This window comes from Vibrio sp. B1FLJ16 (genome assembly GCF_905175385.1).
GTDB lineage: Bacteria > Pseudomonadota > Gammaproteobacteria > Enterobacterales > Vibrionaceae > Vibrio.
The window spans coordinates 748,363-770,192 of record NZ_HG992749.1 but is presented as its reverse complement, the minus strand read 5'-3'; the positions used below and the strand labels follow the sequence as shown (position 1 = coordinate 770,192).

Annotated in this window: 21 protein-coding genes; 17 read left to right on the top strand and 4 right to left on the bottom strand. The window is 46.1% G+C overall.

The genetic code is table 11. From position 1 onward, the window contains the following. From holA to lipA, 10 genes are all read left to right on the top strand, one after another. A complete protein-coding gene (gene holA / locus KHN79_RS03480) occupies positions 1 to 1,020 on the top strand; it encodes a DNA polymerase III subunit delta (protein ID WP_182010462.1) in 1,020 nt (339 codons plus the stop codon). An 88-nt stretch (positions 1,021 to 1,108) separates the two neighbouring features. Then, the gene (gene rsfS, locus KHN79_RS03475) at positions 1,109 to 1,426 is read left to right on the top strand and encodes a ribosome silencing factor (RefSeq protein ID WP_182010461.1); all 318 of its coding nucleotides are present in this window, start codon (positions 1,109 to 1,111) and stop codon (positions 1,424 to 1,426) included. 4 nt (positions 1,427 to 1,430) lie between these two features. Continuing rightward, positions 1,431 to 1,901, top strand: a complete 471-nt coding sequence (gene rlmH / locus KHN79_RS03470) for a 23S rRNA (pseudouridine(1915)-N(3))-methyltransferase RlmH (RefSeq protein WP_010446437.1) — start codon at positions 1,431 to 1,433, stop codon at positions 1,899 to 1,901. A 29-nt stretch (positions 1,902 to 1,930) separates the two neighbouring features. Continuing rightward, on the top strand, positions 1,931 to 3,856 hold the full coding sequence (gene mrdA / locus KHN79_RS03465; protein ID WP_182010460.1) for a penicillin-binding protein 2: 1,926 nt from the start codon (positions 1,931 to 1,933) through the stop codon (positions 3,854 to 3,856). Beyond that, a complete protein-coding gene (gene rodA, locus KHN79_RS03460) occupies positions 3,856 to 4,977 on the top strand; it encodes a rod shape-determining protein RodA (protein WP_182010459.1) in 1,122 nt (373 codons plus the stop codon). The genes mrdA and rodA overlap by 1 nt, the downstream gene beginning before the upstream one ends. 2 nt (positions 4,978 to 4,979) lie before the next feature. Further along, positions 4,980 to 5,783 carry a septal ring lytic transglycosylase RlpA family protein gene (locus tag KHN79_RS03455; RefSeq protein WP_182010458.1) on the top strand — a complete coding sequence of 268 codons (804 nt, stop codon included), beginning with the start codon at positions 4,980 to 4,982 and terminating at the stop codon, positions 5,781 to 5,783. Between the two features lie 93 nt (positions 5,784 to 5,876). Continuing rightward, a complete protein-coding gene (locus KHN79_RS03450) occupies positions 5,877 to 7,055 on the top strand; it encodes a serine hydrolase (RefSeq protein WP_182010457.1) in 1,179 nt (392 codons plus the stop codon). Positions 7,056 to 7,194: 139 nt separating this feature from the next. Next, positions 7,195 to 7,473, top strand: coding sequence for a DUF493 family protein YbeD (gene ybeD, locus KHN79_RS03445; RefSeq protein WP_182010456.1), 279 nt, complete (start codon positions 7,195 to 7,197; stop codon positions 7,471 to 7,473). Positions 7,474 to 7,649: 176 nt separating this feature from the next. Further along, positions 7,650 to 8,312, top strand: a complete 663-nt coding sequence (lipB, locus tag KHN79_RS03440; RefSeq protein WP_182010455.1) for a lipoyl(octanoyl) transferase LipB — start codon at positions 7,650 to 7,652, stop codon at positions 8,310 to 8,312. Then, positions 8,309 to 9,274, top strand: a complete 966-nt coding sequence (gene lipA / locus KHN79_RS03435; RefSeq protein WP_182010454.1) for a lipoyl synthase — start codon at positions 8,309 to 8,311, stop codon at positions 9,272 to 9,274. Before lipB ends, lipA begins: the two co-directional genes overlap by 4 nt. A gap of 376 nt (positions 9,275 to 9,650) precedes the next feature. Here the strand turns inward: lipA and glyA are convergent, their stop codons facing one another. Continuing rightward, positions 9,651 to 10,901 (bottom strand): serine hydroxymethyltransferase, encoded by a 1,251-nt coding sequence (glyA, locus tag KHN79_RS03430; protein WP_182010453.1) that lies wholly within the window; start codon positions 10,899 to 10,901, stop codon positions 9,651 to 9,653. Positions 10,902 to 11,246: 345 nt separating this feature from the next. Between glyA and KHN79_RS03425 the strand changes: the two genes are divergently transcribed. After that, positions 11,247 to 11,849: a YitT family protein gene (locus KHN79_RS03425; RefSeq protein WP_182010452.1), complete on the top strand. Its 603-nt coding sequence runs from the start codon at positions 11,247 to 11,249 to the stop codon at positions 11,847 to 11,849. A 67-nt stretch (positions 11,850 to 11,916) separates the two neighbouring features. On the opposite strand, the gene gmhB is transcribed toward KHN79_RS03425, so the two are convergent. Then, positions 11,917 to 12,474: a D-glycero-beta-D-manno-heptose 1,7-bisphosphate 7-phosphatase gene (gene gmhB, locus KHN79_RS03420; RefSeq protein ID WP_182010475.1), complete on the bottom strand. Its 558-nt coding sequence runs from the start codon at positions 12,472 to 12,474 to the stop codon at positions 11,917 to 11,919. 336 nt (positions 12,475 to 12,810) lie between these two features. On the opposite strand from gmhB, the gene metN reads away from it, so the two are divergent. From metN to KHN79_RS03405, 3 genes are read left to right on the top strand one after another with little or no spacing between them, the layout of a single operon-like run. Then, positions 12,811 to 13,845, top strand: a complete 1,035-nt coding sequence (gene metN / locus KHN79_RS03415) for a methionine ABC transporter ATP-binding protein MetN (RefSeq protein WP_182010451.1) — start codon at positions 12,811 to 12,813, stop codon at positions 13,843 to 13,845. Further along, the gene (locus tag KHN79_RS03410; protein WP_182010450.1) at positions 13,835 to 14,512 is read left to right on the top strand and encodes a methionine ABC transporter permease; all 678 of its coding nucleotides are present in this window, start codon (positions 13,835 to 13,837) and stop codon (positions 14,510 to 14,512) included. The genes metN and KHN79_RS03410 overlap by 11 nt, the downstream gene beginning before the upstream one ends. 32 nt (positions 14,513 to 14,544) lie before the next feature. Further along, complete coding sequence (locus KHN79_RS03405) at positions 14,545 to 15,354, top strand: MetQ/NlpA family lipoprotein (protein WP_182010449.1); 810 nt, start codon at positions 14,545 to 14,547, stop codon at positions 15,352 to 15,354. A gap of 92 nt (positions 15,355 to 15,446) precedes the next feature. Here KHN79_RS03405 and KHN79_RS03400 read toward each other — a convergent pair whose 3' ends face one another. Then, positions 15,447 to 16,223, bottom strand: coding sequence for a Zn-ribbon-containing protein (locus tag KHN79_RS03400; protein WP_182010448.1), 777 nt, complete (start codon positions 16,221 to 16,223; stop codon positions 15,447 to 15,449). A gap of 2 nt (positions 16,224 to 16,225) precedes the next feature. Continuing rightward, the gene (gene syd, locus KHN79_RS03395) at positions 16,226 to 16,771 is read right to left on the bottom strand and encodes a SecY-interacting protein (protein WP_182010447.1); all 546 of its coding nucleotides are present in this window, start codon (positions 16,769 to 16,771) and stop codon (positions 16,226 to 16,228) included. A 107-nt stretch (positions 16,772 to 16,878) separates the two neighbouring features. Between syd and queF the strand changes: the two genes are divergently transcribed. The 3 genes from queF (at position 16,879) to KHN79_RS03380 (ending at position 21,805) form a co-directional block, all read left to right on the top strand. Then, positions 16,879 to 17,724, top strand: coding sequence for an NADPH-dependent 7-cyano-7-deazaguanine reductase QueF (queF, locus tag KHN79_RS03390; protein ID WP_182010446.1), 846 nt, complete (start codon positions 16,879 to 16,881; stop codon positions 17,722 to 17,724). Between the two features lie 130 nt (positions 17,725 to 17,854). Next, complete coding sequence (locus KHN79_RS03385) at positions 17,855 to 20,137, top strand: tetratricopeptide repeat protein (protein ID WP_182010445.1); 2,283 nt, start codon at positions 17,855 to 17,857, stop codon at positions 20,135 to 20,137. Positions 20,138 to 20,236: 99 nt separating this feature from the next. Further along, complete coding sequence (locus tag KHN79_RS03380; protein WP_182010444.1) at positions 20,237 to 21,805, top strand: GGDEF domain-containing protein; 1,569 nt, start codon at positions 20,237 to 20,239, stop codon at positions 21,803 to 21,805. Positions 21,806 to 21,830 lie beyond the last annotated feature (25 nt).

Below are 21,830 nucleotides of genomic sequence, written 5' to 3'. Positions count from 1 at the left end.
ATGCGAGTTTATGCAGACAAGCTGGCAGAACACTTAGCCAAGCACATTAAGCCGATTTACCTCATCTTTGGTAATGAGCCGCTATTGATTCAGGAAAGCCGTCAGGCTATCCAGAAACAAGCACTCCAGTATGGTTTTGAAGAGAAGCATCGTTTTGCTGTTGATGCGAGTTTAGACTGGAATCAGGTTTATGACTGCTTCCAGGCACTCAGCCTGTTCTCCAGTCGTCAGTTGATTGAGCTTGAGTTGCCGGAAAGTGGTGTCAATACCGCCATCAGTAAAGAACTGCAGACCCTGACCGATATGATGCATGACGACATCATGCTGGTGATCATTGGCAGCAAACTGACTAAAGCCCAAGAAAACAGTAAGTGGTTTAAAGCCCTGAGTGCCAAAGGTGACTGGGTAAGCTGCTTGACACCTGATCTGCAACGCTTACCGATGTTTATCCAGGCGCGCTGCAGAATTCTGGGGTTAAAGCCAGATCAACAGTCTTTACAGATGCTTGCCCAGTGGCATGAAGGTAACCTGTTTGCACTGTCGCAAAGCTTAGAGAAACTGGCTCTGCTCCACCCTGATGGTGAACTCACTATTGTGCGCTTAGAAGAAGCGTTAAGTCGCCACAACCATTTTACCACCTTCCACTGGATTGATGCTTTGCTTGCTGGTAAAGCCAATCGTGCCCAACGCATTTTGCGCCAATTGGAAGCCGAAGGCGTAGAAGCAGTTATCCTGATACGCAGCATACAGAAAGAGTTCAGCCAACTCCTAAACATGCATCAGGATTTAGCGCAGATGAGTATCAACCAAGTGTTTGAAAAACATCGGGTATGGCAAAATAAGCGTCCCTTGTATAACGCGGCGCTGATTCGTCTGTCAGCCGGACGAATTTTTAAGCTTCTGTCGCTTCTGACCCAGGCAGAGATAAAAGCCAAAACCCAATATGAAGAATCTGTATGGCCAACTATCCATCAATTGAGCCTGGAATTCTGCTCTCCTGATATTAAGCTGGCAATTTAAAAATCAAAGCGTGTTATAGTGCGCGACCTGTTTTGCTGACGATAGAGCAAAATAGATATGATGTAAGAGACAAACCGAGGAAAACCGAGTGCTTCGCGAAGAATTGAAAGACTTTCTGGCAGATAAAGCTGACGACATGAAAGCGGAAGATATCACCATCCTGAATGTGGAAGACAAATCAAGCGTGACAGATTACATGATCATCTGTACGGGCACCTCTAAACGCCACGTTTCATCCATAGCTGACCACGTCGCATCTGAAGTGAAAAAAGCGGGTCTTGAGCCTCTGGGCATGGAAGGTAAAAACGAAGGTGAATGGGTTGTTCTTGATATGGGCGATGCCATGTTACACGTCATGCAAGAAGAACACCGCGCTCTGTACCAGCTAGAAAAGCTCTGGGGTTAATCTTTTGAAAATTCAGCTAATTGCCGTCGGTACAAAAATGCCTAAATGGGTTGAAGAAGGATTTCAGGAATACCGTCGCCGTTTCCCGCATGACATGCCACTTGAACTGGTAGAGATCCCGGCAGGTAAACGCGGTAAGAATGCCGATATCGCACGTATCCTACAGAAAGAAGGGGAAGCAATGCTGGCTGCAGTCCCAAAAGGTAGCCGCATCGTCACATTGGATATTCCCGGTAAAAAGTGGGATACACCACAACTGGCAGAGCAATTAGAAGCCTGGAAACTAGACGGCCGAGATGTGTCCATCTTGATCGGTGGTCCGGAAGGTCTGGCTCCAGCGTGTAAAGCTGCAGCAGACCAGAGCTGGTCGTTATCAGCATTAACGCTGCCTCATCCACTGGTACGTATCGTAATGGCTGAAAGCTTATACCGAGCTTGGAGCATTACAGCTAACCACCCTTACCATCGCGAATAATCGCCGTTTAAATTCAGAGACATGCGTTAATGATTCGTAGACGCCGCACTCAAATTCGAGATCACCAAGCCGAAGCGCGCCTGTTTGCCAGCCGCGCTATTGTTGCTTTTGCTGCTATCGTCATTTTGATGGGGGTGCTGGTTGCCAATATGTACAATATTCAGGTAAACCAGTTCCAAGATTACCAGACTCGCTCTAATGACAACCGTATCAAAGTGGTACCTATAGCGCCTAACCGAGGGCTCATATATGACCGCAACGGCGTCTTACTGGCGGCAAACCGTCCTGTTTTTAACCTGGAAATCATTCCAGAAAAAGTAAAAGACATCGATTCTACGATCGAGAAGCTGCAAACGATTCTGGAAATCACGCCAGATCAAATAGAACGCTTTCATCGTGAACGTAAACGCACACGCCGCTTTAAATCAGTTCCTTTACTCACCCAGCTGGATGAAAAACAAGTTGCCGTTTTCTCTGTGCAGCAATATCGTTTTCCCGGCGTAGAGATCAGCGCAACACTAAAACGCTACTACCCTTTCAGTGAAGTCCTTACCCACGTTATTGGCTACGTTTCGCGTATCAACGACAGAGACATGCAGCGTCTGATCCGTGAAGAAAAAGACGCAAACTATCAGGCCACTCGTGACATCGGTAAGCTTGGTATAGAAAAATATTACGAAGATCTATTGCACGGTACTGCTGGTTACCAAGAGGTTGAAGTCAACAGCCGCGGGCGAGTGATTCGTACCCTGAAGTATGTGCCACCGACGCCGGGTAAAGACATTGTCCTGAACCTCGACATCAACCTGCAACTTTACGTACACCAATTGCTCGATGATCGCCGTGGTAGCGCCGTCGTTCTCGATCCAAGAGATAACGGTATATTAGCCATGGTCTCAAGCCCGAGTTACGACCCGAACGCCTTCGTACATGGTATATCTGGTAATGCTTACCGTGCCTTACTTAACGATAAGAACCGCCCGTTGGTTAACCGAACCACACTAGGTATTTATCCACCAGCTTCGACCATCAAGCCGTTTATTGCGGTTGCAGCATTGCAAGAAGGTGTTATTACGCCTAAAACAACGCGCAACGATCCGGGTTATTGGCGAATTCCAAACTCGGATACTCGCCCATTTCGTGACTGGCTACGTTGGGGACATGGACGCGTGGATATCATCAAATCCATTGAAGAGTCAGTTGATACTTTCTTCTACCAAATTGCTTATGATATGGGGATTGACCGACTGTCTAGCTGGATGATGATGTTCGGTTTTGGTGATTACACCGGCATTGATATTTACGAAGAGAGTCAGGCGAATATGCCGACGCGGGAGTGGAAAATGTCTCGCCATAGAACTCCTTGGTATAAAGGTGACACTATCCCCGTAGGTATTGGTCAGGGTTATTGGACCGCTACACCGATGCAAATTGCTAAAGCAACATCTGTACTTGTTAACGACGGAAACGTGACTGCTCCTCACTTGCTCAAAGCCTCTATCGACAATGGTGGAGAATTCGATGAGCAACGCACAGAAGAATATGTGACCTATCCGCCGATTAAAGATGTGCCGATAAAATACTGGGAAATGGCAAAAGAAGGAATGCGCAGGGTAAACCACGGGGTAAAAGGTACCGCTCGCCGCTCATTCAACGGTATGAGTTATCAGACAGCGGGTAAATCTGGTACCGCACAGGTTTTCGGCCTGGCAGAGAACGAAGAGTACAATGCCGATGAAATCGCTGAGCACCTGCGTGACCATGCGTTATTTACGGGATTTGCACCGTTTGATGAGCCAAAAGTTGTCGTAACCGTGGTACTAGAAAACGCGGGCGGCGGCTCAAGCAACGGCGCACCAGTAGCAAGAAAAATCTTCGACCGCGTAGTGCTTGGTCCGGAAGAGATTAAGCCAGATGACGAGTTGGCTAACAAGAACAGTAAGGCAACAGAATAATGAAAATGGATCCCTCTACAGGTAAAAATCGGGCGCTGTTTGAACGACTTCATATTGACCTGCCTCTGCTGCTCGGCATATTGGCTTTGATGGCCTTTGCCTTAGTGATCATGTACAGCGCCAGCGGTCAAAGTATGGCAATGATGGATCGCCAGGCGATGAGAATGGTGCTATCGCTTGTCGTAATGCTGGCACTGGCACAGCTGTCACCACGTACTTATGAGAACTTAGCTCCGATGATGTTTATCGGGGGGGTAATCTTACTCTTCGGCGTACTATTTTTTGGTGAGGCATCTAAAGGTGCACAGCGCTGGCTGAACCTCGGATTTGTCCGGTTTCAGCCTTCCGAATTGCTCAAACTTGCCGTACCGCTTATGGTGGCTCGCTATATCGGTCGCCAACCACTTCCGCCAACCTTCAAGACTCTGGCAGTAGCCTTAGTTATGGTATTCGTACCTACCATATTGATCGCGAAGCAACCGGATCTGGGCACCTCGATCCTGATTGCCGCCTCAGGTATCTTCGTTATCTTTCTGGCTGGTATTAGCTGGAAAATCATTGGCGGAGCAGCCATCGCTCTGGGCGGATTTATTCCAATTTTGTGGTTCTTCCTGATGCGGGAATATCAGAAAGTCCGGGTAAGAACGCTATTCAACCCGGAGTCCGACCCTTTAGGCGCTGGCTACCACATTATCCAGAGTAAAATTGCCATAGGCTCCGGCGGTATTTCCGGTAAAGGCTGGCTGCACGGAACACAGTCACAACTGGAATTTCTTCCCGAGCGACACACTGACTTTATCTTTGCAGTCATTGCTGAAGAATGGGGTATGATTGGCTTTCTTTGCTTATTAGCTATCTACCTCTTTATCATCGGCCGAGGCCTGTTCCTAGCCAGTCAGGCACAGACAGCATTCGGACGAATGATGGCGGGCAGTATTGTACTTAGCTTTTTTGTGTATATTTTCGTTAATATCGGCATGGTTAGTGGTATCTTACCCGTAGTTGGCGTGCCACTACCTCTAATCAGTTACGGGGGGACCTCGATGGTAACCCTGATGGCAGGTTTTGGTATTTTGATGTCGATTCATACGCACAGAAAAGCATTCTCGAAGGCGACCTAGACATGCAAAAACGCGCTTTATATTCCTTAGTTTTTTCTGCGATTATCTTGGCTGGCTGTTCATCAACCAGTCAGAAAAAACAGGATGGCCGCTATGAACTCGTATCCGATGTCGCACCGGATACACCACTTTCAGTCGATCACATAGAAGATGCCCACCCAAGATATGAGCCATACAGCTTAGGTGGAAACAGGGATTATCACCTGCGAGGTAAAGACTACCAGATTGTACGTAACGCTAATGGCTTTACGCAGCAAGGTCTCGCCTCCTGGTACGGTAAAAAGTTTCAGGGGCATTTGACCTCAAATGGTGAAATCTACGACATGTACTCGATGACGGCGGCTCACAAGACACTACCTCTTCCTAGCTATGTGAAAGTCACCAATACCGACAATGGTAAAACGACGGTGGTACGCGTAAACGACCGTGGTCCGTTCCACGAAGGCCGTATAATTGATCTTAGCTACGCCGCAGCACATAAATTGGATGTGGTAAAAACAGGTACAGCGAACGTCCAAATTGAAGTCATCAGTGTTGATAAACCAACCGATGTACAGTCACTAGACGTTCATCCTAAATACGTTATTCAGGTCGCTTCTTCAAAAAATGAGAATAACACCCGAACTTTAGGAGCAGAACTTGGTCAAAAGCTGGATACGAAAACTTTCCTTGAAAATACGAAAGAATCGTACCGTTTGCTGTTAGGTCCATTTACTGACTATGCCCTGACGCAAGCCACACTGGATAAAGTAAAGTTGCTCGGCTACCCGTCTGCATTTATTAAAAAACACAACACTGCCAAATGACGTAGGTTCATGGATTTCTGAATGAATCCCCTCTGAATATCATCTGGGATTCTGATAAGATGTCCGCAGTTAAACCCAAAAATTTGAATTACCATGAATAAAAATAAGTTTGTGAAATCTATTCTCGTCTCATCGGTTGCGCTTTCAGCAACCCTCGCTCAACCTGCTCTAGCTTCACCTATCGTGGTACCCGATGCGCCACAAATTGCTGCAAAAGGCTACGTCCTGATGGATTACCATTCAGGTAAGGTACTGGCAGAGAAAGAGATGAACACAAAATTGTCTCCTGCTAGTCTGACCAAAATGATGACCAGCTACGTCATTGGACAAGAGCTGGCACGTGGTAACATTACAGAAGAAGATGATGTAACCATCAGCAAGAACGCTTGGGCGAAAAACTTCCCAGACTCTTCAAAAATGTTTATTGAAGTGGGGACGACAGTCAAAGTAAAAGACCTGAATCGCGGCATCATCATCCAGTCTGGTAACGATGCCTGTGTCGCAATGGCAGAGCATATTGCTGGCTCGGAAGATGCGTTTGTCGACCTGATGAATGCATGGGCAGATACCCTGGGTATGACTAACTCACACTTTGCTAACGTTCATGGTTTAGATAACTCTGATCTGTACTCAACTCCATATGACATGGCTCTGCTGGGTAAAGCACTGATTCGCGATGTACCAGATGAGTACCGTGTATACGCTGAGAAAAAGTACACTTACAACGGCATTACTCAATACAACCGTAACGGCTTGCTATGGGATAAGAGCATGAACGTTGACGGCATCAAAACAGGCCATACAAGTAACGCAGGTTACAGCCTTGTAAGTTCGGCAACAGAAGGCCAAATGCGTCTGGTTGCTGTGGTAATGGGTACCAAAGATGCAAACGCACGTAAATCAGAAAGTAAAAAGCTACTGAGCTACGGCTTCCGCTTCTTCGAAACCGTTGCTCCGCACAAAGCGGGCGAAACATTCGTTGAGGAAAAAATCTGGATGGGCAACCAGGACTCGGTTGCGCTGGGTCTGGATAAAGATACTTACGTAACACTGCCTCGTGGGGAAGCGAAGAACCTAAAAGCCAGCTTCGTACTTGAAAAAGAGCTGCAAGCCCCAATTAATAAAGGTGATGTAGTCGGTAAGCTATACTATCAGATCGACGGTGAAGATATTGCTGAGTATCCGCTAATGGCGCTAGAAACAGTAGAACAAGGCAGCCTGTTCAGCCGTATGTGGGACTACATCGTGTTGTTAGTTAAGAGCTTCTTTTAAGACTCTCTATAGATTAACAAACTGATTCTTAAAGCCGCCAACTATGGCGGCTTTTTAGGTCCATAATCCACGCCTTGAGTTCGCTTTAATTTGACTGTACTATTTCGCACCGCAATGAATATCAACTGGAGTTACCGATATGCTAAACATCAACTCTGATGCTAAATTGAAAGACCTGCTTGAGTTCCCTTGTTCTTTTACTTACAAGGTAATGGGTCATGCAAAGCCTGAGCTTCCAGAACTTGTTCTTGAAGTTATTCAGCGCCATGCACCAGGTGACTACAGCCCAACAGTAAAACCAAGTGCGAAGGGCAACTATCACTCGGTGTCTATCAATATTACTGCGACGTCAATTGAACAGGTTGAAGTCCTTTACAAAGAACTAGGCGAAATCGAAATCGTCCGTATGGTTCTGTAATTATTTGATAATTTAAATTTTTTTTGAGAGCAGCTTCGGCTGCTTTCTTTTTATTTATCAACAAGATAATAAACCACCCTATTCTACTGAGTTAAAAAACTGTTACTCAACGGTAGAGTAGAAGGATTATCCAGTTTATAATCCAAACACTTTATATAATAGCGACAGGAACTGCGATGCAACACCAACTTGTTGTCAGACGACTCGGCCGCCAGGACTATGAGCCCGTATGGAAGGCAATGCATGAGTTCACGGATCAGCGTACAGAAGATACTCTTGATGAAGTTTGGTTAGTAGAGCATAACCCGGTATTTACTCAAGGTCAGGCAGGTAAAGCCGAGCACCTTATCAACACTGGTGATATTCCTGTCGTGCAAAGTGATCGTGGTGGTCAGGTAACTTATCATGGCCCGGGCCAGCTGGTAGCTTACTTCCTGATCAACTTGCGTCGAAAAAAATTAGGAGTACGAGATCTCGTTACTAACATCGAGAACCTCGTGATCAACACGCTAAAAGCATACAATATTGACTCTGCAGCTCAACCAGACGCTCCGGGCGTTTATGTCGATGGCAAGAAAATATGCTCTCTCGGTCTGCGCATTCGTAAAGGATGCTCCTTTCATGGTCTCGCCCTGAACGTAAATATGGATTTAACACCATTTCTGCGTATCAACCCTTGCGGCTATGAAGGTATGGAAATGGTTCAGGTTAGCCAGTTTAACGGACCTGACGAAGTAGAAACCGTAGAAAAACAACTAATACAAGAACTCGTTACTTTGCTCGGCTACGAGCAAGTAGAATTCAGCACAGAAGCACCTTCTCAAGGTAATAAAGCATGAGCAAACCAATCCAGATGGAAAAAGGCGTTAAATATCGTGACGCCGACAAAATGGCATTGATTCCTGTAAAGAACATGCCTACAGAGCAGAAAGAAGTCCTGCGTAAGCCTGATTGGATGAAGATCAAGCTACCAGCCGACAGCCAGCGAATTCAAGATATCAAAGCAGCAATGCGTAAGAACAAGCTTCACTCTGTATGTGAAGAAGCCTCTTGCCCTAACCTAGCGGAATGTTTTAACCACGGTACTGCTACCTTTATGATCCTGGGCGCAATCTGTACCCGTCGTTGTCCTTTCTGTGATGTTGCTCATGGCCGTCCTCTGCCTCCTGAAGCAGAAGAGCCGCAAAAACTAGCGAAAACTATCGCAGATATGAAGCTGAAGTATGTGGTAATCACCTCAGTAGACCGTGATGATCTACGTGATGGCGGTGCACAGCACTTCGCTGACTGTAACCGCGAGATCCGTGCGCTGAACCCTGACATCAAGATTGAAACTCTGGTTCCTGACTTCCGTGGTCGTATGGACGTTGCATTGGATCTGATGAAAGATAACCCGCCAGATGTGTTCAACCACAACCTGGAAACTGCGCCGCGTCTTTACCGTAAAGCTCGTCCGGGTGCGAACTACAAGTGGTCTCTGCAACTACTGAAGAAATTCAAAGAGCAGCACCCAGACGTACCGACTAAATCAGGCCTGATGATGGGTCTTGGCGAGACAAAGGAAGAGATCGTTGAAGTTCTGAAAGATCTTCGCGAACATGGCGTGACTATGCTGACACTTGGTCAGTACCTGGCACCAAGCCGTCACCACCTGCCAGTAGAACGTTACGTTCCGCCATCAGAGTTTGACGAGCTGAAAGAGATCGCTCTGGAGCTTGGCTTTACACACGCAGCGTGTGGCCCATTTGTCCGCTCTTCATACCACGCCGACATGCAGGCACAGGGTATCGAGATCAAATAACCAATTGGTTCTCAATTACTGAAAGGTTGGCACTTCGCCAACCTTTTTTGTATCTGATAAATGATGATAAAAAGCCATTCTACCACCGTCATTCTGAACAGCGAGGAACGAGCGTGATTCAGAATCTGTTTTCAGAGTACTGATGACTTTGGGTGAGACTTTGAGTAAAAGAGTGTGCCGTAACAAGATTCCTGATCTCGCCTAGGCTCGTCGGAATAACAAACTCAATCCAAACGCCAGAAAAATAAAAAGGCCCTCAATTGAGGACCTTTGGTATTTTCAAACTGATTCGTTTCTAGTTCAAGGAAAAGGCGCGCAGTTTACAACTGTAAATGAGCACCTTTGACGCAGAAATAGAGCGAATCAGGCAGAACAATTATGCGTAAACAGGCAGACGCTTACAGATATCTAGAACTTTCTGTTTTGTCGCTTCGATAACTTCTTGGTTGTCGATGTTATCAAGCACGTCACACATCCAATTCGCCAGCTCTTTAGCGTTCTCTTCAGTGAAACCACGACGAGTGATCGCTGGAGTACCAACACGGATACCAGACGTTACGAATGGGCTGCGTGGGTCATTTGGCACTGAGTTTTTGTTTACTGTGATGTTCGCTGCACCTAGTGCTGCGTCAGCTTCTTTACCAGTGATGTTCTTGTCGATCAGATCAACTAGGAACAGGTGGTTTTCTGTGCCGTTAGAAACGATTTTGTAACCGCGCTCCTGGAACTGACCAACCATTGCTTTCGCATTTTGAACTACGCGAGCCTGGTATTCTTTAAATTCAGGTTCCATTGCTTCTTTGAACGCTACTGCTTTACCAGCGATAACGTGCATCAGAGGACCACCTTGACCGCCAGGGAAAACTGCTGAGTTCAGCTTTTTGTACATGTCTTCGCCAGCGTTAGACAGGATCAGACCACCACGTGGACCTGCCAGTGTTTTGTGCGTCGTTGTCGTTACTACGTGAGCGTGTGGTACCGGTGTTGGGTAAACGCCCGCAGCGATAAGGCCCGCTACGTGTGCCATATCAACAAACAAGTAAGCGCCTACTTTGTCTGCGATTTCACGCATGCGTTTCCAGTCAACGATTTGAGAGTAAGCAGAGAAACCACCGATGATCATCTTAGGCTTGTGCTCAAGCGCAAGTGCTTCCATCTCGTCGTAGTTGATCTGACCCGCTTCATCAATACCGTAAGGGATAACGTTGTAGTGCTTACCAGAGAAGTTTACCGGAGAACCGTGAGTCAGGTGACCACCGTGAGCCAGGCTCATGCCCAGAACTGTGTCACCAGGGTTTAGCAGCGCCATGTAAACTGCACTGTTTGCCTGAGAACCTGAGTGAGGCTGTACGTTCGCGTACTCACAACCGAATAGCTTGCATGCACGATCGATAGCTAGTTGTTCCGCTTTATCTACGTATTCACAACCGCCGTAGTAACGCTTGCCTGGGTAGCCTTCAGCGTATTTGTTCGTTAGCTGAGAACCTTGAGCTTCCATTACACGTGGGCTTGTGTAGTTTTCAGAAGCGATAAGTTCAATGTGCTCTTCCTGGCGAAGAGTTTCTTCCTGGATAGCTGCGAACAGTTCCGCATCGTAATCTGCGATGTTCATATCACGCTTAAGCATCTGTATCTCCTGACTCAGATTAGTACTGAAATTAGCAAAAAAACTGTTTTTGACCGAGCGCAAACGTTTTCGTCACCCTAATGGCGCGCATTCTACATAATTTGATCTAGCTCATAAAGAGAAAATTAAAGTTTTTCTCATGCAGTTTCTTCATGATGACAATTAATAAATATCATATCGATGTTACAACCAATCAAACGCTACTTATTACTGTCAAATTTGTGCTTTACACCCTGTAAAACAACAATTACATAGGTTTACCGTAATTTTAAGCCTCTAGCTACCGAAAAGATCATCTTTTTACTATGATGCCCGCCTTAATTCTCACCGATGACTGCAACCTTGATGGAAAAACACTCACTAAAAGAAGACTGGATAGCAATTCTCACGGGAACCTTTTTGGTTGCTCAGGGCGTTTTCTTTCTCCAATCCGCTCAACTCCTCACGGGAGGTACAACTGGATTGGCATTGCTTATCAGCCAATTTACACCTTTTACCTTTGGTGTGCTGTACTTTTTGATTAACTGTCCTTTTTATCTGCTAGCCTGGAAACGCTTCGGTCGTCATTTTGCAATCAATAGTGTTATTTCTGGTGCTTTGGTTTCAATTATCGCCGATCACCTTTATTTACTGATCTCATTAGAATCAGTAAATGAAATCTATTGTGCGGTTTCAGGTGGGCTGTTGATGGGGTTAGGTATGCTTATCTTGTTCCGTCACCGCTCTAGCCTGGGTGGCTTTAATGTACTGTGCTTGTTCATCCAGGATAAATTCGGAATTTCCGTCGGCAAGAGTCAGATGGCGATCGATGTCGTTATTGTATTGGCGTCGATGTTCTTCGTTTCTCCTTGGATCATTGCCCTGTCTGCGTTAGGCGCGTTCGCACTGAACTTGGTACTCGCGATGAATCACAAGCCTCATCGTTACTCAGTCAGATATGGGTCATAGCTTCATTAGCTAAAATTGAATACAAAAAAGGGAAGCAAGTGCTTCCCTTTAGAATATTTGTGCGATGTTATTTCTTTAAATAGGCTGGCACATCAGCAATGCTGTCCAACACCACAGTAGCAAGCGCTTCACCCTGCTCTGTAACTGGCTTGCCAGTACGAACCAGAATCTTTGTTCCTACGCCAGCCGCTTCTGCTGCCATCATGTCTTCCGCTTTATCGCCAATCATCACGGAATTTTCCATGTCAATTTTCAGGAAGTCACGAGCAGAAATGAACATACCCGGTTTTGGCTTACGGCAATCGCAATCTTGTTTGTATTCACCAATACCATGCTCAGGGTGATGTGGACAGTAATAGAAACCATCAAACTCAACACCGTGGTCGACGAAGTTCCAGTCCATCCACTGAGTCAGAGACAAAAAACGCTCTTCAGTGTATTTACCACGTGCGATACCGGCCTGGTTAGTCACAAGTACCAATAAGTACCCCTGATCTTTCAGCGCTTTCGTCGCTTCAAACACACCGTCAATATAATCAAAATCATGTTCATCATGAACGTAACCGTGATCAACGTTAATCACGCCATCACGATCGATAAAAACAGCTGGTTTGCCAAAACGTATATCTCTGTTAACTCGGGTTTAAGCAGATTATTACATACCTTATAAGCTTCAACACTATCTATTTAGCTTGACATTCCTCCCCAAGTACACGTTTATCAGCCATGAAACGTTTAAAATCGGGGGCTGAAGCACGTGTAACCTAAAACCCGTCATTAACGTTTGTATTGGTATATCCGCTCCCAGAAACGTTTAGACGTCTAGACGTAAAAATATCTATTGACTTCAACCTTCTTAAGCCATAGCATCAACTGAAAATTGAGATAGAGCTCAACATTAAGTTCTGTCAAAAGCCGTTTTTGACAACGAAGTACCCCATATCTCTATGCAGGTTGAAACATGATAGAAATAAAAAACGTCAATAAAGTGTTCTACCAAGGCAGTAAAGAAATTCCTGCCCTGAAAGACATTAACCTACATATCACCAAAGGCACTATCTTTGGGGTAATCGGCTCTTCAGGTGCAGGTAAAAGTACTCTGATCCGTTGTGTGAACATGCTAGAGGCACCGACCTCAGGCTCAATCATCGTTGATGGTGTAGACCTAACCAAGCTGAGTAAAAATCAACTGGTTGAAACGCGCCGTAACATCGGCATGATTTTCCAGCACTTTAACCTGCTTTCATCGCGCACTGTTTTCGATAATGTTGCCCTGCCACTTGAATTAGCCGGCAAAGATAAAGCGCACATCAGCAATAAAGTAACGGAACTCCTTCAACTCGTTGGTCTGGAAGATAAGCACGAAAGCTACCCAGCCAATCTGAGTGGCGGTCAAAAGCAGCGTGTGGCCATTGCCCGCGCACTAGCATCCGATCCAAAGGTTCTGCTGTGTGACGAAGCCACCAGCGCACTGGATCCTGCGACAACGCAATCTATCCTTGAGCTACTAAAGAAGATCAACCGTGAACTCAATATCACTATTTTGCTGATTACGCATGAAATGGAAGTAGTGAAGAGCATCTGTCACGAAGTCGCGATTATCGGTGGTGGTGAACTGGTTGAGAAAGGAACTGTAGGCGATATTTTCGCTCACCCTAAAACCGAGCTTGCGCACGAATTCATTCGCTCGACTTTGGATCTCTCAATCCCGGAAGATTACCAGATTCGACTTCAGTCAAGCCGTGTTGAAGGTAGCTACCCATTAATTCGAATGGAGTTCACAGGCGCGACGGTTGATGCCCCTTTGATGTCCCAGATTTCGCGTAAGTACAATATTGATGTCAGCATCCTGAGCTCAGATCTCGATTACGCTGGCGGCGTGAAGTTCGGCATGATGGTCGCAGAGCTGTTTGGTAATGAAGAAGATGACAACGCAGCGATTGAATATCTGCGTGAGCACAATGTGAAAGTAGAGGTACTTGGTTATGTCCTTTAATACTGTTTCAGAATGGCTAAGCCTTAACAGCAACCTGCTTCTGGGTGCAACCTGGGAAACCGTGTACATGGTCGCCGTTGCCGGCATTGTTGGCTTTGCTATCGGTATTCCTCTGGGTGTCATTCTGCACATCACGAAGAAAGGTGGTCTGTTAGAGAACACCAAGCTCAACAGCATTCTGGGGGCGATTGTGAACATTGGTCGCTCAGTACCTTTCCTTGTACTGATGGTTGCGATTATTCCGGTAACAAAAATGCTGGTCGGTACTTTTATCGGTACAACAGCGGCAATCGTTCCGCTGACTATAGGCGCGATTCCATTTGTGGCTCGCCTTATCGAAGGCGCATTACTTGAAGTACCAACAGGTTTGGTCGAGGCCGCACAATCGATGGGCGCGACACCTGTACAGATCATTACAAAAGTTCTGCTACCAGAAGCAATGCCGACTATTGTTAACTCAGTGACGATTACGCTGGTGACATTAGTCAGCTATTCAGCAATGGCTGGCACAGTTGGTGGCGGCGGTCTGGGTGACGTTGCGATTCGCTACGGCTTCCACCGCTACGATATCACCATCATGGCTGTCACTGTCGTCATGCTCATTGTTTTAGTTCAGATTATTCAGTCTATCGGCGATGCAGTAGTGCGCCGCGTGGATCACAGATAAGCATAAAAATTACATATTATAAGGAGATACACATGAAATTTAGCCTTAAGAGTCTTTTGACTGTTGTTACCGCCGCTTCCGCTTTAGCACTGACTGGTTGTGGCGAAAAAGAAGTTGACCTTAACAAAGTAAAAGTTGGCGTTATCGCTGGCGCTGAAGCTCAAGTTGCTGAAGTAGCTGCTAAAATTGCAAAAGAGAAATACAACCTGGATGTTGAGTTGGTGACTTTTACGGATTACGTAACGCCAAACGCAGCACTTGATGACGGCTCTGTCGATGCTAACGCATTCCAGCACAAGCCATACCTTGATCAGCAAATCAAAGACCGCGGCTACAAACTGGCTATTGCAGGCAACACGTTCGTTTACCCAATTGCTGGCTACTCAAAACAAGTGAAATCTGTAGACGAAATCCAAGATGGCGCTCGCATCGCAGTACCAAACGATCCGACTAACCTGGGCCGTTCTCTGCTTCTTCTGGAACAGCAAGGTCTGATTGAACTGCGTGAAGGTGTTGGTCTGCTAGCAACAGTACGTGACATCGTTGCTAACCCTAAAAATATCAACATTATTGAATTAGAAGCACCACAGCTTCCACGTTCACTAGATGACGTAGCGCTGTCTATCATCAACACGACTTACGCAAGCTCTATCGATCTATCTCCAGAGCGTGACGGTGTATTCGTTGAAGACAAAGAGTCTCCATACGTAAACCTTGTTGTTGCGCGTGAAGAGAACGTGAACGCTGAGAACGTACAAAACTTCGTAAAAGCTTACCAGACTGAAGAAGTTTACGAAGCAGCAAAAGAGCTATTCAAAGGCGGTGTAGTTAAAGGTTGGTAATCCAACTAGTTAACTGAATGCAGAAACAAAAAGGGCTGATGTGAAAACATCAGCCCTTTTGCTATTTATTGTCTAGAACGACATTTAACAAGTTATTTTAGATGATCCCAGGAGATGTTCGAGACAATCCGACAGTCATCGCATTTAAAATAGAAGATGTCATGCAGAGGCTCGTCGAGTAACCACTCGCCGCCACACTTAGGACACTTACGCGCTTTCTCGCTTTCAAGCGACTGACCTCCAACACGGTACTGGTAGTAGTAAGTCGGAATTTTAGTGATGTATTCAATCCGGCCACGCAGATCCCAGCCGCGGCGGAACAGCACACTGTCAGCATCACAAATCTCATGCAGCGCCGCATGCTCTGCACGACATCCGCCCGCCATCTGGATTTCATCACACGCCTGCCATTCGGTTTGCCACTTAATCACCGCTTTATGGTCGCCGTTTAACGTTGGCTGATTGCGGTACAGTGGGATTGGCAACAGAGTTTCTCCGCTGCGCAGCGGCGAACAGGTATGCACATAAGTGGTATACAGCACCTGCCAACTTGGTGTCTCCTCTTCTGCCGCCTGCTCTGAATTCAAATCACGTCCAAGTAGGCGCATTTTCGGTGCCAGCAGTGACGCTTCTGACAAACGATTCATACACACTTTAACAAAATCTGAATGGTAACGCGGATGCAGACTGTCTTGCTCCGGACAGACCACACGAACAAAAAACTCGCCGTCGCCCATTACAACCGGAAACTCACGGCCAAGTACCTGACCATTGTAGCGAAGCGCATCCATCAGACCGTTAATAGCTTTATCGACCGCACTTACGGTGGTGTTATCAAAACATTCAAACTGTAACTCAACAACGTACATGCTTACACCACAGGCTCTAAGTTAGCCAAAAACTCACTGACGTTATCAGCCAGAACGTCACGCTGAGCTGTCCCCAGGCGTTCAAGAATCACGTTACCGGTTAAGTTACAAATCGAAATCACATCCAGCTCTGCATCGGTCGCAGCAATAAACACGGTTGGCTTCAGCTTGAGACGGCGCTGGGTTACCAGGTGGCCAAGAATGTTTTCTTGCAGGCGCTCAAAGTCATCATCACTCCATACTTGCAATAAACTCAGTGAATTACCTTGCCAGGTTGCGTCCATATCGGCGCTATACTGAAAACCATAGAAGGCTTTAATATCATCGTGCAACGTCAGTTCAATCGCGTTTTCAACATTAGTAAAATCCGCCAATTCTTCACGAGGGAAAGCTTTCCACAGCACCGCTCCGTCACGTTTCTCTTCCGCACATGGAGAAACAAGATCGGCTAGCTCTTCGCTGCGTGGCAATTCGTTGTGCGTATTTTGCCAAGCTTGTTGGTAGCGCAGGCTGAAATCTTGTAACGCCTGAGTAACGGTTTGGGTCATGAAGGTCTCCTCATTCCTTAATTGTCAGATCGCAATGATGCCGGATAGCAATTGATCTGCGGATTCAGTAAAATTCACGCTATTCTAATCGAAAACGATCACAAAGTATGAGCAAATATTCTGACGCTAAAGAGCTTGCTGGCCTGACTCTGGGCAAAAAGACCGAGTATGCTAACCAGTATGACTCGAGCTTACTGCAACCTGTTCCTCGCAGCCTGAACCGTGACGACCTTGAGCTGGGCGAAAGCCTGCCGTTTATGGGGCATGACATCTGGACTTTGTATGAACTGTCATGGCTAAACAGCAAAGGTCTGCCACAAGTGGCCGTGGCCGAAGTATACATCCCGGCGACCAGTGCCAATCTTATTGAGTCAAAGTCATTCAAACTGTATCTGAACAGCTACAACCAAACTCGTTTTAAGAATTGGGAAGAAGTGACTGAACGCTTAACACAAGACCTTTCAGCATGCGCTGGTGAACACGTTGTGGTAGAAGTAAACCCTGTGTCGCATTACACCAACCAGCCTATCGTCACAATGGAAGGTGACTGCATTGATGATCAGGACATTGAGATCACCAGCTACGACTTTGACGCAACCCTTCTCGAAGGTGCAGCTGGTGCTGAGCAAGTGGAAGAGACGCTACACAGTCATTTACTGAAATCAAACTGTCTGATCACCAATCAGCCAGACTGGGGTAGCGTAGAAATTCGTTATCAGGGCGCGAAACTCGATCGAGAGAAGCTATTGCGTTACCTGGTTTCATTCCGCGAACACAATGAATTCCATGAACAGTGTGTCGAGCGAATTTTTACTGACCTAATGAAATACTGCCAGCCGAAAAAACTGACGGTGTTTGCCCGTTACACTCGCCGTGGTGGTCTGGACATCAACCCTTACCGTTCCACAGAGCAAGACAAACCAGCTCACAATCATCGCATGGCTCGCCAATAAAACAACGACACGTTCAGCAATCTATTGGATTGCTGAGCGTTTTATTGCTTAAACATGGTAGTATGCCTAGCCATCTCAAGGTGACTTGAGAGTATCAATAAAAATTAAACCAGTTCGAGGGAACGAAAGGATGTTTTGGGACAGCTCGCGTCTATTCAGATTGATTGGCCTTATCTGCTTGTTATTAGCACAGCCTCTTCACGCGACTATTTTATCTTCTGCTTTACTTAGTGAAGCCCAACAACTGGCAGAAATCGATCCTTCACAAGCACGACAAGCAGCCACAAACTACCTCTTACAACGAGAACTGATTGAACGCAGCGAAAGCGATGGCCCTTCGGCCATGTCTCGAGAAGAGACCGATCGCAGCATCCGCACCCCCAGCAGCAGTATCGAAGCCTATAAAATCATCGCCCAGGCTAACTATGCACTGGGGGATGTAAGCGCGGCAATCAAAAACCTCAATGAAGCTCAGCTGTTATCGCAAAAGTACCAACTGCCGTACTTAAACCTGGATATCCAGCTCATTCGCAACCAGATGATCTGGACAGGGAACAAAAACTACATCGCGGCCGAAGAAGTTCTCAATGAAATAGAGCAAGACTTAAACCAGGATGACACCGTCATACAAAGAGCTGATCACCTCCGTTATCGCCTGGTGATGCAACGTGCATTATTAGAATCCTACCGAGGTGACAGCGCCGGTGCAGAACGTTTGTACGCTCAGGCAAAAGAAATGCTGGAAGCCAACCGCTCCGACATAGCACTGATCGACTACTACACCACCGTTGGTGAGTTCTATCTTAATGACAAAAGATACAACCTTGCCCTTTCTGAGCTTTTATACGGTTACTGGCAGTCAATTGAAAGTGACAGCAGCGCCAGACTGGCGAAGGTAAACCGCTTACTGGCAAGACTGTTCCAGGATCGCCGTGTATACGACAAAGCGATGGAGTACCTATCTCAAGCTGCGGATTTCTACGACTCCTATCCAAACTCTCCGATCCTTGCCGATGTACTGGAACAAATGGGCGACATCTACTTTTACCAAGGGAAGTACAACCTTGCCCTTGTGCACTACTTCAATGTTTTGGATCATGAGAGCACGAGTAAAAGCATCAGCCGTATGATTAAGATTCGCCTGAGTCTTGCCGCGACCTATCTGCAGCTGTTTAACTACGCTCTGGCAGAGCAGTACCTCGACAGCGCTACGGAACTGCTGGAATATGCAGACATTCCGGAACTTAAAGCCAGAGCGGCGCTGCTTCACTCTGGTCTCGCTTATCATCAAAACGACAGCCAGAACGTGATAAAAAATGCGAGACAAGCGCTTAATTTTATTGAAATTTCTCCGGACAGTGACAATTTCATTAAACAGCAGTCATACCGTTATCTTGGTCTTGGTTATGAGCAAGCCGGCGAATACCAGCTTTCACTGCAGGCAAATAAGCAATACGCCCGCCTGGTAAAACTCGAACAGGTTCAGTTAAACCAAATCAGTGAAGATGCTTTCCGTCAGCAAAAAGAGTTCGCAGAACAGACTATTCACTATGCGGGATTGAACGAACGTTTGGCGCAAGTAGAAACAGAGCATCGCAAATTCCAGAAAATTTCATTTGCTCTGTTTATTACTGTTTTAGTGATGTTTCTGTTTATTATGCGCCGGGGAGTGATCATCCAGCGCCAGGCTAATCAGATAAACAAATTACGAAATGATCTCTTTACTCACTCGCGATCCCGCCTTAATAACCTGCGCATGCTCAATGTGAAGTTATCGCGATCTTTACAAAAATCGAGTGATACTTTTGAACAGTGGCAGCTCGGCGAATTAATCCATGAGCCCCTCAATGACAGACTACGGTTTGTTATGATTGACCTGCCATTCCTGCGCAGTATGTATGTACTTAACGGCTACAAAGCCGGGCTTGAGTTAGAACGTACATTTGGTGAGTTTCTGGCAGAAAAAATCAAAGCGCCGGCACGTCTGTATCACTTCTCAGACGCAAACTTACTCTACATTGAACCAAATGCTGACCGTGATTCGTCAGCAGAAATGATGTTCAATAAATTCCAGGCTTGGATCGATGAGTTTGCCGCACAGCATGATATCAACCGAACCATCCGGATGGGGATCAGCGATTATCCGTTCCTGCCTCGGGCTTACACGGCGATAAATGATGCAGAGTTACTTGATCTGCTTCTGCTTGCTACGCATATCGCTCGTGAGATTAGCCTGAAAGACAAACACAGCCATTGGGTGTTCCTGAAAGCAATTGATAATGCTCCGGCAGCAAGCTTTGCAACCGGCGATATTAGAAAAGCCTGTCGTCACGCCATCAACCAAGGTCTAATCAAAGTTCACTCTTCCTACAAGAATGAGGATGACATCAAGAAAATATTAAAAAATGGATAATTCTTCATCACTTATGAGTTAATAAGTGATGACGCTATAACGATTTTTGTTATTATCAGGATATTGTCAATCGTACATGGATTTAAACACAGTAATTTCATGGGAATCTTGGAAATCGACATTCAAGAGCAGCTGCATCAGCTTAGCTGTCAACTTGACCAGCTAAAACTGACGCATCGCGATAGTTCGTTAAAATTTAAACGCGAACAACAAGTGCTCAAGCGCGTTATCGCCTCATTGTCTGTTGCTTGCCAAGGGTCAGATCCCCAACTGTCCAGTTACTTGCTGGAAATTCAGCAAGAGTTGCAACATAAGCAAACTGATATCAGCGCATTGATTCCCCGCTTAGCAATCCTGGAACGTGCACTCAAACTGCAATCTCAAGTGATGGTGAAGCAGACCAGTTACCTTGACGAACAAATCAAACGCAGTGGCGAGACACTACAGCGTGTTACTGGTTTACCTGCCCAACTCAAGCGAGAGTTAAGAAACCTAATGAGCTTCGCTGAAGTTCATTCAGAGACAAAAGCCGATCAAGCCAGTAAGTTACTCAGCATTTATGAACGTGCTCTCAAAATCATCACTTCAAATTCTCGTTTACGTTTTAATGATTTAGATACAAGTAGTGGTAACTCTCAACTTGAGTGCCTGGCCAGCGATCTGCAAGACACCATTACTGAAATGGATTTTGACGGCGAATGGGGAGACAAGCTACTCGACATACGTGCAAAATTACTTATGGGCGTCGGTGCCGAGTTATTGATTGAACTGACACTTACGGCGTTAAAATTGCTGATTGAGGCGACCAAATTTGAGCGCGCCACCTCCACTCAGTTTCTTAACCAGTTAAATACAGCCCTGGTAAGTAACTTAAAAACGATTCACCAAATTGCTGATCAGCATCAGACTTACATTGAACATCGTCAGGATCTCAATTCAGAAATGAGCAGTTTAGTTGCGCAGAGCCAACTGTCACTAAATCAGGCTCAGGATCTATCTGAGTTGAAAAAAGAGATGTCGCCGCTCCTCGCCCAAATCGCGTCTTTGACCGAACGCTTACAGATGACAGAAGCCCGGGAACAGGCCCTGCAAGAGCGTTTGAGATACAACAAAAGCCAACTTGAAGCGACATTTGAGACCACACAAGACCAGCGCCGACGTTTGAACGACCAGACTCAGCGTCTTCTACTTGATCCATTAACTAAGGTTTATAACCGTGCGGCATTTAATGATCGTCTGGAGTTAGAGTATCGCCGTTGGGTGCACTCGCAGAAAAATCTGCGCCTCGTTATGTTTGATGTTGATAACTTCAAAACAGTCAACAATAACTATGGCTATACGGCCGGAGACAAGGCACTTAAGATCATTGCACGAACCATCAGCAAACGGCTATCAGAGCTGGAAACTGTGGCCAGATTCAGCGGCGAAGAGTTTATATTACTGATACCGGAGCAATCGGAAGAACACACCCTGGAGCTGATGAAAAATATTCAGCAAGACATCGGACAATTACCGTTTAAGTTCCGAGAGCAAAGTATCATGATCACCTTAACGACGGTATCTACTTCGTTTAGAGAGTCCGACACACCAGAACACGTAATTGATCGCCTTGAAAAGATGCTGCGAGATACTAAAAAGCTCGGTACCAACAAGCTAAACTGGAGCTAATTCGTTTAAAAAACGACCAAACGAA

Coding starts and splice junctions, on each gene's coding strand:
- holA (WP_182010462.1), top strand. CDS start 1: ATGCGAGTTTATGCAGACAAGCTGGCAGAACACTTAGCCAAGCACATT.
- mrdA (WP_182010460.1), top strand. CDS start 1,931: ATGATTCGTAGACGCCGCACTCAAATTCGAGATCACCAAGCCGAAGCG.
- rodA (WP_182010459.1), top strand. CDS start 3,856: ATGAAAATGGATCCCTCTACAGGTAAAAATCGGGCGCTGTTTGAACGA.
- KHN79_RS03455 (WP_182010458.1), top strand. CDS start 4,980: ATGCAAAAACGCGCTTTATATTCCTTAGTTTTTTCTGCGATTATCTTG.
- KHN79_RS03450 (WP_182010457.1), top strand. CDS start 5,877: ATGAATAAAAATAAGTTTGTGAAATCTATTCTCGTCTCATCGGTTGCG.
- ybeD (WP_182010456.1), top strand. CDS start 7,195: ATGCTAAACATCAACTCTGATGCTAAATTGAAAGACCTGCTTGAGTTC.
- lipB (WP_182010455.1), top strand. CDS start 7,650: ATGCAACACCAACTTGTTGTCAGACGACTCGGCCGCCAGGACTATGAG.
- lipA (WP_182010454.1), top strand. CDS start 8,309: ATGAGCAAACCAATCCAGATGGAAAAAGGCGTTAAATATCGTGACGCC.
- glyA (WP_182010453.1), bottom strand. CDS start 10,901: ATGCTTAAGCGTGATATGAACATCGCAGATTACGATGCGGAACTGTTC.
- KHN79_RS03425 (WP_182010452.1), top strand. CDS start 11,247: ATGGAAAAACACTCACTAAAAGAAGACTGGATAGCAATTCTCACGGGA.
- metN (WP_182010451.1), top strand. CDS start 12,811: ATGATAGAAATAAAAAACGTCAATAAAGTGTTCTACCAAGGCAGTAAA.
- KHN79_RS03410 (WP_182010450.1), top strand. CDS start 13,835: ATGTCCTTTAATACTGTTTCAGAATGGCTAAGCCTTAACAGCAACCTG.
- KHN79_RS03405 (WP_182010449.1), top strand. CDS start 14,545: ATGAAATTTAGCCTTAAGAGTCTTTTGACTGTTGTTACCGCCGCTTCC.
- KHN79_RS03400 (WP_182010448.1), bottom strand. CDS start 16,223: ATGTACGTTGTTGAGTTACAGTTTGAATGTTTTGATAACACCACCGTA.
- syd (WP_182010447.1), bottom strand. CDS start 16,771: ATGACCCAAACCGTTACTCAGGCGTTACAAGATTTCAGCCTGCGCTAC.
- queF (WP_182010446.1), top strand. CDS start 16,879: ATGAGCAAATATTCTGACGCTAAAGAGCTTGCTGGCCTGACTCTGGGC.
- KHN79_RS03385 (WP_182010445.1), top strand. CDS start 17,855: ATGTTTTGGGACAGCTCGCGTCTATTCAGATTGATTGGCCTTATCTGC.
- KHN79_RS03380 (WP_182010444.1), top strand. CDS start 20,237: ATGGGAATCTTGGAAATCGACATTCAAGAGCAGCTGCATCAGCTTAGC.